The organism is Streptomyces sp. PTY087I2 (assembly GCF_001687325.1).
Classification (GTDB): domain Bacteria; phylum Actinomycetota; class Actinomycetes; order Streptomycetales; family Streptomycetaceae; genus Streptomyces.
In genome coordinates this window covers 109539-123319 of record NZ_LZRD01000022.1, presented here as the reverse complement: position 1 = coordinate 123319, position 13781 = coordinate 109539, and the positions used below count along the sequence as shown (strand labels likewise).

Annotated in this window: 13 protein-coding genes; 8 read left to right on the top strand and 5 right to left on the bottom strand. The window is 72.8% G+C overall.

Annotated elements, in window-relative coordinates; genetic code table 11:
- Positions 1-168 precede the first annotated feature (168 nt).
- Positions 169-1035, bottom strand: a complete 867-nt coding sequence (locus A3Q37_RS24425; protein WP_065487779.1) for a TatD family hydrolase — start codon at positions 1033-1035, stop codon at positions 169-171.
- A gap of 79 nt (positions 1036-1114) precedes the next feature.
- Complete coding sequence (locus A3Q37_RS24420; RefSeq protein WP_065487778.1) at positions 1115-1486, bottom strand: hypothetical protein; 372 nt, start codon at positions 1484-1486, stop codon at positions 1115-1117.
- A 464-nt stretch (positions 1487-1950) separates the two neighbouring features.
- Here A3Q37_RS24420 and A3Q37_RS37345 point away from each other — a divergent pair, with 464 nt between their 5' ends.
- From A3Q37_RS37345 to A3Q37_RS24400, 5 genes are read left to right on the top strand one after another with little or no spacing between them, the layout of a single operon-like run.
- Positions 1951-2127, top strand: coding sequence for a hypothetical protein (locus A3Q37_RS37345; protein ID WP_007455151.1), 177 nt, complete (start codon positions 1951-1953; stop codon positions 2125-2127).
- A gap of 10 nt (positions 2128-2137) precedes the next feature.
- The gene (locus A3Q37_RS24415) at positions 2138-2845 is read left to right on the top strand and encodes a hypothetical protein (RefSeq protein WP_065487777.1); all 708 of its coding nucleotides are present in this window, start codon (positions 2138-2140) and stop codon (positions 2843-2845) included.
- Positions 2842-4035 (top strand): DUF6895 family protein, encoded by a 1194-nt coding sequence (locus A3Q37_RS24410; protein ID WP_255311924.1) that lies wholly within the window; start codon positions 2842-2844, stop codon positions 4033-4035. The genes A3Q37_RS24415 and A3Q37_RS24410 overlap by 4 nt, the downstream gene beginning before the upstream one ends.
- The gene (locus tag A3Q37_RS24405; protein WP_065487776.1) at positions 4032-4961 is read left to right on the top strand and encodes a DUF6895 family protein; all 930 of its coding nucleotides are present in this window, start codon (positions 4032-4034) and stop codon (positions 4959-4961) included. Before A3Q37_RS24410 ends, A3Q37_RS24405 begins: the two co-directional genes overlap by 4 nt.
- Positions 4958-6091, top strand: a complete 1134-nt coding sequence (locus A3Q37_RS24400) for a serine hydrolase (protein ID WP_065487775.1) — start codon at positions 4958-4960, stop codon at positions 6089-6091. Before A3Q37_RS24405 ends, A3Q37_RS24400 begins: the two co-directional genes overlap by 4 nt.
- A 28-nt stretch (positions 6092-6119) precedes the next feature.
- Here the strand turns inward: A3Q37_RS24400 and rsmI are convergent, their stop codons facing one another.
- Positions 6120-6998 carry a 16S rRNA (cytidine(1402)-2'-O)-methyltransferase gene (gene rsmI, locus A3Q37_RS24395; RefSeq protein ID WP_218064570.1) on the bottom strand — a complete coding sequence of 293 codons (879 nt, stop codon included), beginning with the start codon at positions 6996-6998 and terminating at the stop codon, positions 6120-6122.
- A 53-nt stretch (positions 6999-7051) separates the two neighbouring features.
- Between rsmI and A3Q37_RS24390 the strand changes: the two genes are divergently transcribed.
- Positions 7052-8821, top strand: a complete 1770-nt coding sequence (locus tag A3Q37_RS24390) for a dolichyl-phosphate-mannose--protein mannosyltransferase (protein ID WP_065487773.1) — start codon at positions 7052-7054, stop codon at positions 8819-8821.
- A gap of 16 nt (positions 8822-8837) precedes the next feature.
- Here A3Q37_RS24390 and A3Q37_RS24385 read toward each other — a convergent pair whose 3' ends face one another.
- Positions 8838-9251 (bottom strand): DUF3592 domain-containing protein, encoded by a 414-nt coding sequence (locus tag A3Q37_RS24385; RefSeq protein WP_065487821.1) that lies wholly within the window; start codon positions 9249-9251, stop codon positions 8838-8840.
- A gap of 241 nt (positions 9252-9492) precedes the next feature.
- Here A3Q37_RS24385 and A3Q37_RS24380 point away from each other — a divergent pair, with 241 nt between their 5' ends.
- The gene (locus A3Q37_RS24380) at positions 9493-10338 is read left to right on the top strand and encodes a hypothetical protein (protein WP_065487772.1); all 846 of its coding nucleotides are present in this window, start codon (positions 9493-9495) and stop codon (positions 10336-10338) included.
- A 20-nt stretch (positions 10339-10358) separates the two neighbouring features.
- Here A3Q37_RS24380 and A3Q37_RS24375 read toward each other — a convergent pair whose 3' ends face one another.
- Complete coding sequence (locus tag A3Q37_RS24375; protein WP_255311923.1) at positions 10359-11684, bottom strand: hypothetical protein; 1326 nt, start codon at positions 11682-11684, stop codon at positions 10359-10361.
- 366 nt (positions 11685-12050) lie between these two features.
- On the opposite strand from A3Q37_RS24375, the gene A3Q37_RS24370 reads away from it, so the two are divergent.
- The gene (locus tag A3Q37_RS24370) at positions 12051-13688 is read left to right on the top strand and encodes a penicillin-binding transpeptidase domain-containing protein (protein WP_065487770.1); all 1638 of its coding nucleotides are present in this window, start codon (positions 12051-12053) and stop codon (positions 13686-13688) included.
- Positions 13689-13781: the final 93 nt, after the last annotated feature.

Below are 13781 nucleotides of genomic sequence, written 5' to 3'. Positions count from 1 at the left end.
CCTGCGAAGTGTTCACGCCGTTCACGCCGCTCCCGAAGATCCGCCCGCCGACACCCCGTCGTGCGCGGGGACGATAGCGGAGCTCCGGTCACTCTCCAAAGCGACACAGCTACGCAACGTGCGCATCAGGGTTCGGACCCGGGCTCAGGGCCGGGTTCGGAACCGGGCTCAGAAGTCGAACGCCCGTGCCGTGTTGTCGTAGACCGCGGCGGCGAGCGCGTCCTCCTCCAGCCCCTTCACCTCGGCCATCGCGCGGAGCGTGACGGGGATGAGGTAGGGCGCGTTGGGCCGCCCGCGGTACGGGGCCGGGGTGAGGAACGGGGCGTCCGTCTCGACGAGGACCAGCTCGGCCGGGGCGACGGCGAGGGCGTCCCGCAGCGGCTGGGCGTTCTTGAAGGTCACGTTGCCCGCGAACGACATGAAGTACCCGGCCCGCGCGCAGATCCGGGCCATCTCGGCGTCGCCGGAGTAGCAGTGGAACACCGTCCGCTCGGGCGCCCCCGCGTCCGCCAGCACCCGCAGCACGTCCGCGTGCGCGTCGCGGTCGTGGATGACCAGGGCCTTGCCGTGCCGCTTGGCGATCTCGATGTGGGCCCGGAAGGACTCCTCCTGGGCCGCGATGCCCTCGGGGCCCGTACGGAAGAAGTCGAGGCCCGTCTCGCCGACCCCGCGTACGTGGTCCAGGGCGGCCAGCGCGTCGATCTCGGCCAGCGCCTCGTCCAGCGCCGCCCTGCCGCCGGGCTCCCGCGCCCCCTGCCGCGCCGTGCCGTCCGGATCACCGTGGACGATGCGCGGGGCCTCGTTGGGGTGCAGGGCGACCGAGGCGTGGACGGCGGGGTGGGCGGCCGCGGTCTCGGCGGCCCAGCGGGAGCCGGCCACGTCGCAGCCCACCTGGACGACGGTGGTCACGTTCACCGCGGCGGCCCGGGCGAGGGCCTCCTCGACGGTGGCGTCCTGCATGTCCAGGTGGGTGTGGGAATCGGCGACCGGAACCCGCAGGGGCTCGGGCAGCGGCGGGGCTTCGGTACGGCTCATGCCGACGATCGTACGAGGACCCCGCCCCCGTACGACGTCGGCATGAGGCCCTACGACGCAGGCACGAGGCCCGAAGACGTCACCTGCGCTGGAACGGGTGCAGCAGGTCGGACAGCCGCCAGTGCCGGTCCGGGGTGGCGGCCGTCGACACCGTACGGTCCTTCGCGCCGGTCTCCGCGGTCTGCGGCATCTGCTGCTTCCGCAGCAGCTCCTGAACGCCCGCGACCCGCCCCGCACGCATGATGCGCACCACATGTCCGCCGCAGTTGGCACAGGTGGGCGTGGAGAGCGGCGACGGCACCCGCTCACCGTCCGCCGTGTAGACGACGAACGCATGGCCGTGGACGTCGACGTGGTGCTCTATCTCGTAAGACTGCTCCCAGCCGTACCCGCACTTCATGCAGGCGAAGGCGTACGCCTCATGGACAGTGGTCGCTGCGATCTCGCTCATGCCTGCTCCTCTTGTCCGCCGGTCACACACTCCGGGGACGGCCGGCCCGCCCGAGGGGTTCGAACAGGTGGCCCGTCCCTTCCAGTGGACACCTGCACCCGGATGGACGCACCAGCTCAAAGGCATTGTTGATGCGTTCTTGGCCTCCTTTGGCCGCCCTTTGCCGACGCATGGCGCGGGAGAGGAGCGAGGCAGGACAGCGCGTGACCGCCGGGCCACCGAGCGCCCCCGAGCGCGCCGCGCGCCGGTCGTGAACGCGCCCGCGCACCACCCCCGCCCGCCGCCGCCCCCTTCCTTGAATTACCAGGGATTTCGCCCCTCCCACACCCCATCCGCACCCCATGAATTCACCATTCAATTGAATGCATGATTTTCCCCGGATGCCGCCCCCGATTTGCGACGCCCCCATTCGTCCTTTTCACTCATTACGTCCACCCCATTTCCCACAGGACGGGGAACAACCCATGTTCACCACGGACACCACTGCCACCGACATCGAGCTCGACCTCGACGCCGCTCTCAACCCCGGTGAGGTCGAAGGTCTGTACCGCGACTCCCGCGAGTGCGCCTACCTGGCGCTCCTCGCAGGCGGCGGAGCCCTGCTGCTCTCGCCTCCGACCCCGCGCCCGAAGAAGGGCTAGTCGCCGGCACATGGACCAGACACATGCTTCGTCGCCCCTGGCGGGTGCCGTGCATGACCTGGCAACAGAGGTGGTCCTCGCTCTTCGGAGCGGGGACCACCTCGCCACGGTGTGCGGCGCGGCGGGAATCGACGAGGAGAATCGGACCGGAATCGCGGCGGTACGGGTCATCGGGGCCGACCTGTTGCTGCCGAGTGTTCTTTACGGACGTCATCCGCATCCGGGGGACGTCGCCGTACTCGACCGGGCGGTGCGGGAATTCCCGCCCAAGCCCGACGCTCCGGCCGCCACGGCCTGGAGCCACTGGCACATGATCTCCACGCTCCAGCGGATGGCGCCGCCCGCACCGGGTGCCGCCGCCCCCGGCACATACGCGGAGCCGGACGCCGCCTGGCTGGAGGAGGCCCCCTGGCAGGCGTTCACCCACCAGCTCTCGGTCCTCGCGCCGCTCGCCGTCCCGGCCGCCCCCTCGGCGGTGCGGCGGGCCGCGGCGAACCGGGCCGTCGACCTGTCGCGCGGCTTCGTCCGCGCGGTGCGGCGGCGCGACTGGCTCCAGGCGGCGGGCGCGGGCCGCTGGCTCGCGGCGATCGGCGGCGAACCGGCCACCCTGGGCCTGGAACGCGGCCTGGACTTCGTCGAGCAGATGGGCGGGCACGACCCCCGGGTGACGCTCCACGTACGGGCCGCCCGGCTGATGGCCGAGGCGAGGGCCCGGTGACGACGACCGCGACCGAGGACCCGCGGGAGAGACCGGGTGCGGGCCGCGCGGCCCAGGAACGCGCCTCCACGTCCGAGGCCGCCGGGGCCTCCGGGGCCTCCGGGGCCTCCGGGGCCTCCGGGGCCTCCGGGGCCTCCGAAGCTTCCAGGACCGCCGGGGCCCCCGAGGCCGCCGAAGCTTCCAGGGCCGCCGGGGCCGCCAGGGCCTCCGACGCTTCCGAGGCCTCCGGGGCCGCGCTCGCCGTCCTCCCCGGCGTCCTGGCCTCCGCCCTCGCCTGGACCGACGCGCACCGCGCCCGCTTCGCGCTCCCCGACGACGTCCTGGAACCCCACACCCAGGTCAACGCCACGCTGAAGCCGCTGGGCGAGCTGGCCCAGCTCGGCTCGACGATCCGCCGCACGACCGCCCCCGGCACCCCGGAGCACGAGCTGGCCGGGGACCTCGTCACGTACGCCTGGGAACAGGTGCACGAGGGCGCGCTGCTCCTGGAGCTGCTGCGCGCCGAGCCGTTCGCCGCGTACCCGTACGAGATCTACGCCGCCTTCGCCGGGTACGGGCTGCGCCACGAGGGCTTCGAGGCGCTGGCCCGCCCGCTCACCGCGACCCGCGCCTGGGCCCACACCGAGCAGCACGCCAACCGCCAGCTGGGGCTGGTCAACTCCGAGCGGCGGGTGGGCGTGCTGACCCACACGGACGCGGGCGGGGTGCTGTCGCGGACCTGGCTGGGCGGGCTCTCCGAGCCGTGGATGTTCGAGGGCCCGTCCGGCTACGCGCTGACCCACACCGTCTTCCACCTCACGGACTGGGGCCGGATGCCCGACCGGGTGCCGGAGAAGATCGACGGCTATCTGCGGACCTGGCTGCCCGCGTGGGCGGACGGCTGTCTGGAGAGCGGCCAGTGGGACCTGACCGGCGAGCTGCTGGCGGTGGGCGCGTCGCTGCCGGGCCCGGCGCCCGTGGAGCTGCTGGACGCGGTCTGGCCGGTGCTGGCCGACGTACAGCATCCGACCGGCTGCGTCCCGGAGACCGGCGTACCGGTCCAGGACCCCGCGCCCGACCCGTACCCCTTCATCGACTGCTACCACTCCACGCTCGTGACGGCCTTCGCGGCGGCCCTGTCCCTGAGGTCGCTGCGGTCGCCGGGACAGACGGACGGGTCCGCGCCCGGCCGGGAAAGGCGCACCGCATGAGCAGCGGCATCCAGCAGATCCACGACGTCGGGGCGAAGGCCCTGGGCTGGCTGTACGAACACCGCGAGGGCTTCCGGCTGGAGACGGACCCGTCCCCGGAGGCGGGGATGCTGGACCGGTTCAAGCCGCTGGGCGAGCTGGCGCTGATCGGGAAGGTCATCTTCCGCGAGGGGGTGGCCGGATCCCAGCAGTCCTCCCTCGCCCACAAGCTGCTGGACCACGCCTGGCACGAGCTGCTGGGTTCCGGGGAACGGCTGCTGGAGGGCCAGCGGCGCGAACCGCTCTCGCCGGTGCCGCTGGAGGTCTACGTACCGTTCCGGGAGCTCGGCTACCGGCAGCCGGACCTGGAGTCCGCGATCCGGCTCAACCACCGCCTGGCCAGCTGGGCGGCGCTGGAGGTGCTGCCGGTGCGGCGGCTCGGCCTCAGCGCCATCGAGCGGCGGTTCGGGGCGGAGCCGAGCGTTCCGGAGACGGCGGCACTGGCCCACACCTGGCTGGCGCGTCGGCCCGAGCCGTGGACGGTCGAGGGCCATATCGGCTACGACATCACGCACACGGTGTTCCACCTCACCGACTGGGGCGAGAAGCCGGCCGGGCTCCCCACCGACATCGCGGAGTACCTGGCGCTCTGGCTGCCGGTCTGGCTGGACGACTGGCTGGACCTGAAGCGCTGGGACCTGCTGGGCGAGCTGCTGGTGGTCGACGCCTGTCTGCCGGAACCGACCCTGGACCCGGCGGCCTGGGCCGGGTTCGCGCAGGCGCAGGAGCCGGACGGGGCGATGCCGGTGGTGGGCGGGATGCCGGAGGGGGACGAGGAGGCGGTGTTCGACCTGGTCTACCACCCGACGCTGGTCGCCGCGTTCGCCTCGGCGCTGGCGATGTCCCGGGCCCTGTCCGACCTCTCCGCCGCCCCGGCCCCGGCATGACGGACGCGACCGCGGTCCGCGTGACCGCCCCCGGCTCCCGGGACGCCACCGCCCGCCTCCTGGCCGAGGCCGCGCGGGCCGTCGACGCGCCCGACCTGGTGCTCGCGGTCAGCCGGGACGGGGTGCGCACGGTCCACACCGGCGGGAGCGCGGAGCCGGGCCCGGTCCCCCGCGAGCTGATGGCGTACGAGCTGGGCTCGGCGTCGAAGCCGTACGCGGGGCTGCTGCTGGCCCGGCTGGTGGCACAGGGCCGGGTGCGGTACGAGGACCGGGCGGCGGACCTGCTGGCCCCGGGCTTCCCGGTGCACCCGGCGGTACGCCGGATCACCCTGCGCCATCTGGTCACCCACACCTCGGGGCTGCCGGGCCTGCCCGCCGACTTCTACCCGCAGGCGGTGCCCCGCTGGTCGACCGACCCGTACGGCGGCTACCCGGCCGACCGGGTGGTCCGGGCCTTCCTGCGGGCCCGCCCGCGCCACCGGCCCGGTACCCGCTGGCACTACTCGAACTTCGCCGTCTCGGTCCTGGGCCACACCCTGGCGGCGGCCACCGGGACCCCGTGGGAGGTCCTGCTCCACCAGCAGGTGCTGGCCCCGCTGGGCCTGGACGCGACCCGGGTGCGCCCGGGCCCCGACGGCACGGACGCGGTGGGCCACCGCCGCGACGGCACGCCGGTGCCCGCGCTGGACACCGGGGGCTTCGCGGCGGCGGGTGCGGTCCGGGCGACTCCGCTGGACCTGTTGACGTTCCTGGAGGCGCATGTGGGCGGGCGGGAGGCGGTGGCCTCGCGGCCGGGCGGGCCGGCTGTGACGGACTCACGACCGGACGGGCCCGGACCCCGGGGCGCGGCGCCGACGGACCCCGCGCTGGCCGGGCCGCTGGCGGAGGTCCGGCGTCCGGTGCTGCGACGCGGCTGGCGGCACGCGCACACCCACACGCTCACGTGGTTCCACCACCCGTCCCCGTACGGCCCGGTCCTCTTCCACGCCGGGGCGACCCTCGGCCAGCAGGCGTTCCTGGGCTTCCGCCCGGGGACGGGGCTCGCGGTGGCGGCGACGGCGACGCGGCGGGTGCACCGGGCGGACACGTTCGTGGCGACGGCGTACGGCGTACTGACGGAAACGCCGTAGACACCGCCGTACGCGTACGCACCAAGGCTTAAGGCTTCGGGGCCTTCTCCGCGTTCTTGGCGGCCACCACCGCGTCGAACACCTCCCGCTTGGGCAGCCCGGCCGCGGCGGCGACGGCGGCGATGGCCTCCTTGCGCCGCTCCCCCGCCTCCTCGCGCACCCGCACGCGCCGTACCAGCTCCTCGGCGTCCAGCTCCTCGGGCCCGGAGTCGGCCGCCCCCTCCACCACGACGGTGATCTCGCCGCGCACCCCGTCGGCGGCCCACACGGCCAGCTCGCCGAGGGGCCCGCGCTTGACCTCCTCGTACGTCTTGGTCAGCTCGCGGCAGACGGCGGCGCGGCGGTCGGCGCCGAAGACCTCGGCCATGGCGGCGAGGGTGTCGTCGAGCCGGTGGGGGGCTTCGAAGAAGACCATGGTGCGGCGCTCGTCGGCGTTCTCGCGGAGCCGGGAGAGCCGTTCACCGGCCTTGCGCGGCAGAAACCCCTCGAAGCAGAACCGGTCGACGGGCAACCCGGAGAGGGCAAGGGCGGTCAGAACCGCACTCGGCCCCGGCACGGCGGTGACGCGAATATCCCGCTCCACAGCGGCGGCGACGAGCCGATACCCCGGGTCGGAGACGGAGGGCATCCCGGCATCCGTAACGAGAAGCACCCGAGCACCGCCGCTCAACGCTTCGACCAGCTCGGGCGTCCGGGCGGACTCGTTCCCCTCGAAGTAGGAGACGACACGCCCCGAGGTGTGGATGCCGAGCGCCTGAGTGAGCCGACGCAGCCGCCGGGTGTCCTCGGCGGCGACGACATCGGCCCGCTCCAGTTCGGCGGCGAGGCGGGGCGGGGCGTCCGCCACATCGCCGATGGGGGTCCCTGCGAGCACGAGCGTTCCAGTCGTTCCAGTCACATCAGCCATCCTCGCAGCACGGGCAGCACCCTTCGCACAGATGCGTTCCCTACGATGGCGCGGTGACGAGTACCGCACCCGAGACCCAGCGGGGCCACGACGCCGGGGACCCGCTCGGCGAACAGCCGACCTCCTGGCAACGGCGGCTGCGCCGCTTCGGCCATGTCCCCCGCCCGGACACCTCGCTCCGCGACCGGCTGGACCCGCCGTACGCCCGGCCCGGCCGGCAGGTGTGGTCGGTGCTCGCGATCCCGCCGCATGTGGCGGACCGCCTGGTGCGCTGGTCCGGCTGGGGCGGCCCGCTGCTCGTGACGCTCGTCGCGGGCCTGCTGCGGTTCTGGAAGCTGGACCGGCCGCACGCGGTGATATTCGACGAGACGTACTACGCGAAGGACGCGTGGGCGCTGGTCAACCAGGGGTACGAGGGTTCCTGGCCCAAGGACGTCGACAAGCAGATCCTCAACGACCCCTCCTCCGTCCCGATCCCGACCGACCCGGGCTATGTGGTGCACCCGCCGGTCGGCAAGTGGGTCATCGGCTTCGGTGAGCAGCTGTTCGGCTTCACGCCGTTCGGCTGGCGGTTCATGGTGGCGGTACTGGGCACGCTCTCCGTCCTGCTCCTCTGCCGGATCGGCCGACGCCTGTTCCGCTCGACGTTCCTGGGCTGCCTGGCGGGGCTGCTGCTGGCGGTGGACGGCCTGCACTTCGTGATGAGCCGGACCGCGCTGCTGGACCTGATCGTGATGTTCTTCGTGCTGGCCGCGTTCGGCTGCCTGGTGGTGGACCGGGACCACGCCCGCCGCAGACTGGCGGCCGCGCTGCCCGTCGACGAGGAGGGCGTACTGCGCCCGAACGCCCAAGTGGCGGAGACTCTGCGCCTGGGGTGGCGGCCGTGGCGGCTGGCGGCGGGCGTGATGCTGGGCCTGGCGTTCGCGACGAAGTGGAACGGCCTGTACGTGCTGGCCGCGTTCGGCCTGATGACGGTGTTGTGGGACGTAGGCGCCCGCCGCACGGCAGGGGCAGTCCACCCCTACCAGGCGGTGCTGCGCCGCGACCTGATCCCGGCCTTCGTCTCGACGGTGCCGGTCGCGATCGTCACATACCTCGTGTCCTGGACCGGCTGGATCGTCACGGACAAGGGCTACTACCGCAACTGGGCGGCGACCGAGGGCAAGGACTCCTCCTGGAGCTGGCTGTTCCCGGACTGGCTGCGCAGCCTGTGGCACTACGAGAACCAGGTGTACGACTTCCACGTCGGCCTCACCTCGGGCCACACGTACGAGTCCAACCCCTGGAGCTGGCTGGTCCTGGGCCGCCCGGTCTCGTACTTCTACGAGGAGCAGACGGGCTGCGCGGAGTCCTCCACGGGCAAGTGCGCCGCCGAGGTCCTGGCCATCGGCACCCCGCTCCTGTGGTGGCTGGCGTGCTTCGCCCTGGCGTACGTGGTGTGGCGCTGGTTCTTCCGCCGCGACTGGCGGGCCGGCGCGATCGCCTGCGGTGTGGCGGCGGGCTGGCTGCCCTGGTTCTTCTACCAGGAGCGGACGATCTTCCTCTTCTACGCGGTGGTGTTCGTCCCGTTCCTCTGCCTGGCGGTCACGATGATGCTGGGCGCGATCGTGGGCCCGGCAGCCGGCACAGGCGCCCGCGCCGAACTGGGCCTCACCCCCCACGACCCCACCGGCGAACGCCGCCGCACCCTGGGCGCGATCGCGGTGGGCGTGCTGGTGCTCCTGATCATCTGGAACTTCATCTACTTCTGGCCGCTGTACACGGGGACGTCGATCCCGGAGGACCTGTGGCGGGACCGGATGTGGCTGGATACGTGGGTGTAGGCGGTCCCGCCGGGCATCAGGCGGGCGTCGGGGCCGCCCGCCGCTGCCGTACCAGGAAGACCGCCGCCACGGCCGACACCAGCAGGAAGAGCAGCGCGGTTCCGCCCGAGATCCAGGCGAGCAGGGCCGCGCCGCCGCCCCCGACGTCCGCCTCGCGGGCGACCAGCTGGGGGTCGTCGGCCTGGTAGCGGACGGTGAGGGTGGCGCCCACGGACTGTTTGCCGCCGCCGCTGCCCGTCGGCAGGTCCGCCACCACGGTCCGGCCGTCGGCCTCGAACTCGACCCGGCAGTGGCCGATCATGCACGACCCGCTCGTGTGCAGCGTGGCCTCGGCCCGCTCGCCGCCCCGGAGGGAGCGCAGATGCTCGGCCGCCGGGAACATCACGAGCAGCGACAGCATCCCCAGCAGCAGCGCGAGCGTCAGCGACATCACCAGGGATCCACGGGGGCCCAGTCCGCTCTGCCCGTTCCCGGTCGCGGTCCCGTTCGCTGTGCTGCTGTCCACCTGTCCCGCCTCCCCGTCCGTCGGCGCCGGGCCGACGTTCCCCGTTCTGGTGTCCGAGCAGACTAGTTCGGGGCCCGAGCAGACCGGGCGAGAACGACGGGGGCTGTCGGAGGCCTCGCGTAGGTTGAGCGGCGTCGCAGTCGAACGGGAGGAACGGGGAAACACGGTGAAGGCGTACGACCTGGGGTTCGGAGAGGCCGCAGACGCGCTGTCGGTCCGGCCCGGCCAGAGCATCGGGATCGATCTGCCCGGGGCCCGCGTCGCCGGCTGGTGCGGCGGTCGCGCACCCGGTATCGGGACGGCCTCCTGGCCCCGGAGTCCGGTCACGGGGCTGCCGATGATCCATGTCATCACCCTCGAACTGCCGGAGGACTACCGGCGCAAGGGCGAGGACCTGGTGGCCGTCTCCTTCTTCCAGGCCGACGACCACGTCGCCGACGCCATCGAGAGCGTCGACGAGCTGCTGGCGGGCACCGCGCCCACCCCGGAGCAGGCCGCCGATCCGTTCCTGGCCGAGGTGATCGCGGCGGCGGCCGCACGCCACCCCCGCCAGCAGGACCTGGAGGACATGATCGGCGGCGCGCACGCGCTCATCCGGCTCACCGCCGAGGAGTTCGCCGCGCCCCGCATCGACCCGCCGGCCGACATCCGGCCGGACGGGCTCGGTGACAAGTACAGCCGTGGCCAGAACGCCTGGGACGACAGCGCCCCCGAGATCACGGTGTGGATCGGCGAGCGCACCGGCGACCCGAACACCGGCCTCGCCCCGTCGGAGGACGGCGAGGGCGGCTACGTGGAGGCCTGGTCCTCGGACGACAAGGATCTCGAAGCGTTCTGGTCGTCCGTCGAGGGCGTCTCCCACCTCGGCGGGACGGTGATGGCCTGCCAGTCGCTGCCGGAGGGGCTGACCCCGTACGTCTTCGAGCTGGAGGACGGCGTCGGCGGGGTCAACTTCGGCGGCGGCAACGCACAGATCGACCTGGAGTCGGGCGTCTTCGACTGGGCGCAGTAGCGAGGCACGGCTCTCCCGGCTCAGTCGCCCCCGCAGCCGCCGCAGCTCGATCCGCAGGTCGATGCGCAGCTCGACCCGCCGCAACTGCTGTAGTGGCTGCTGCTCTTGCCGCTGCCGCTCGACCGGCCCGACGAAGACCGCGGCGGGTTTCTGCGGCGCTCCTCCGCCTCCCGCATCGCCCGCTCGTCCGCCGCCCGCTGACGCTCTGCCCGCTCCCGGGCCTCGCGGAGGCGTTCGCGTTGGCGGGTGGCGCCGTCGACCGGTTTCCAGACGCCCAGCCCGTGGTGGCGGTCCGGGCGGAGGGGGGCCGTGGTCACGGCCGCGTACATCCGTCCCGTCGCCTGGTGGAGGTCGTATCTGGCGTAGGCGTATTCGATGACGACCTCGTCGCCCTCCGCGAGGGTTCCGTACAGCACCGCTTCGAACGGCTCGTGCCTCGGGTTGATGTCGTGGTGTCCGTTCCCCTCCGCGTACACCGAGCCGCTGCCCAGGAGCCGCGTCGGGGTGCGGGTGTCGCGGCCCCGGGGGACGTACGAGATCAGCGGGGGCGCCGAGGGCGTACGGGCGTCCGCGCACACCCAGTGGCGTCCGTCCGCCCCGGTGCGTACGCCCACGATCAGGGCCGGCTGGTCCTCCTCGTAGAGCCGTCGCGCCGCCCGGTACGCGAGCTGGCCCCAGCCGGCGAAGGTCGTACCGGCAACGAGAAGGACGACGCAGACCCGCTGCTGGCCGATGGCGTCGTACCCGACTCCGCCCGAGGTCAGGTCCCCGACCAGGCCGTCGGTCAGGACGGCGAGGCCGAGCAGGCAGAGCGCCAGCCCGAGGTAGACCTGGGCGTGGCCGCGGTGGCCGTCCGATTCCGGGACGCCTTCAGGCAGCGGGAAGCGGCGCACTCCGGCCGCGGCGAGGACCAGCGCCCGCTGTCGTCGGCGGGCCCGCAGCCGCAGGCCGCCGCCGGTGACCGCGATGGCGCAGACGGCGAGGACGATCAGGTACCCGGCCGTCGCCTGGCGGTCGGTGTCGTCGGTGCGGGCCGCCAGCAGGGCCGTCTCCACCGCGACGAACAGGGCCGCCGGGAAGACGGCGACCGGAACGTACCGGTACCAGAGCGGCAGGGCGGTCAGCAGGACCACGCCCGGATACCTCAGCCAGTCCGTGCCGCCCCCGAGCCCGTCGCGCCAGGCCCCGGACGCGGACGAGAGCCCGAAGAGAAGGACGTACGACGTCACCACCAGGGCGGCCAGGATCCAGCCGCCCAGAACCGGGGCGAGGACCATCGGGACCCCCGCCCTGCGCCACCGTTCGGCGTCGGCCACGGACCAGGCGGCGATGGAGCCTCCGGTCATGGACCGCGTCGTGCTGCCGTCTCCGCCCACGGACCAGACCGGAACGCCACCTTCGGGCAGGGTCCCGGGCGGCAGGTATTTGATGTGGTCCACCACCTGCGGCCGATCGCGGTGCACTCCCCATGTGAACATCCCGTACGCCCCCCGACGTCCGCTCCCCCGTGCGTTCCCGGCCAGTCTTCCCGCAACGGTCCCGGCCCACACAGGTCTCGGCCCCGGCCCACACAGGCCACACCGGAGAGCGCTTTCCAGCCAAGCATTCCGGTCCGGTAACAACACCCTCACCGCCTGCCACAGCCGCTTAGGGTTCCTCACAGTTGCCCCTTGAACATGTTCAGGGGGTCTCCTGGGGAGGGGGACTGCGAAATGCGCAGTGGAGCGAAGGTCGCCGTGATCGGCGGAGCGTTCGTGCTGGTGACCGGTGGGATCGGTTACGGGGCGTACAGCGTGCTCGGGGACACGGGCGGTGGCGGCGGGGGTACGCAGAGCGCGTCCGAGTCGTCGAAGGTGAAAACGGGGCCGCCGAGCGCGGAGGAGATAGCGGAGACGTCGAAGGGCTTCTTCGACGCGTGGGCGTCCGGGGACGCGTCGGCGGCGGCCGTCCTGACCAACAACGAGGCGGGCGCGGAGCCGGTGCTCGCCTCGTACGGCGAGGACGCCCACATCGGCAAAATCAAGATCACCCCGGGCCAGGCCGTCGGCACGAAGGTCCCGTACACGGTCAAGGCGACCGTCTCGTACGAGGGGAAGTCGAAGCCCCTCTCCTACGCCTCGGAGTTGACCGTCGTCCGCGGCTTGACGACGGGCAAGGCTCTCGTCGACTGGGAACCGACCGTCGTGCACCCGCAGTTGACGGAGGGCGCGACGCTGAAGACGGGCGAGTCCTCGACGCCGGCGATCGAGGCCGTCGACCGCAACGGCACGGTGCTGACGAAGGAGAAGTACCCCTCACTGGGGCCGATCCTGGACACCCTGCGCCAGAAGTACGGGGAGACCTCGGGCGGTTCGGCCGGCATCGAGACCTGGATCGAGCCCGCCGACGAGTCCCAGCCGGACGTCAACCTGCTGACCCTCGCCAAGGGCAAGCCGGGCAAGGTGCAGACGACGCTGGACGCGAACGCGCAGGCGGCGGCCGAGCGGGCGGTGAAGAAGTTCTCGGAGGCGTCGGTGGTCGCGGTGAAGCCGTCCACCGGGGAGATCCGCGCGGTGGCCAACAACCCGGTGACCGAGTTCAACGTGGCGCTCCAGGGCAAGCAGGCGCCCGGCTCGACGCTGAAGATCATGACGGCGGCGATGCTGCTGGAGAAGGGGCTCGTCACCGCGAACGGGGCCGCCGAATGCCCGCCGGACGTCAGGTACTACACCCGTACGATCGAGAATCTGGACCGCTTCTCGCTGCCGGACGGCTCCACCTTCACTCAGAGCTTCGCCAAGTCCTGCAACACCGCCTTCATCAAGCTGATCGACGATGTCGACGACGACTCGGCGCTCGCCAAGGAGGCCCGGGAGGTCTTCGGGATCGGCCTGGACTGGAAGACTGGTGTCGTGACGTCCGACGGCAGCGTGCCGGAGGAGGTCCAAGGCGAGGCCGCCGCGCAGTACATCGGGCAGGGCACGGTCCAGATGAACGTCCTCAACATGGCGTCCATCACCGCGACCGCCCGCACCGGCACCTTCCGCCAGCCCGTCATCGTCCCGCAGTCCCTGGACAACCGGGAGTTGGCGACGGCCTCGCGCTCGCTGTCGCCGTCCGTCACGCAGCAGCTCACGACGATGATGCGCGCCACGGCCGCCTGGGGCACCGGCGCGAAGGCCATGGCAGGCGTCGGCGGCGACAAGGGCGCCAAGACCGGCTCGGCAGAGGTCGACGGACAGGACACCTCCAACAGTTGGTTCACCGGCTTCAGCAACGACCTCGCCGCGGCGGCGGTCGTTCAGACCGGCGGCCACGGCGGCGACGCGGCGGGCCCGGTCGTGGCGGAGGTGCTGAAGGCGGGCGGCTGAGGCCCCGCAGCTGACCGGCGCGGGCGGCTGAGGCCGGAGCCGGTACGCGCGGACGCGGGGGGCCGGGGCCCGGACGGATTCACGGCTCGCGTT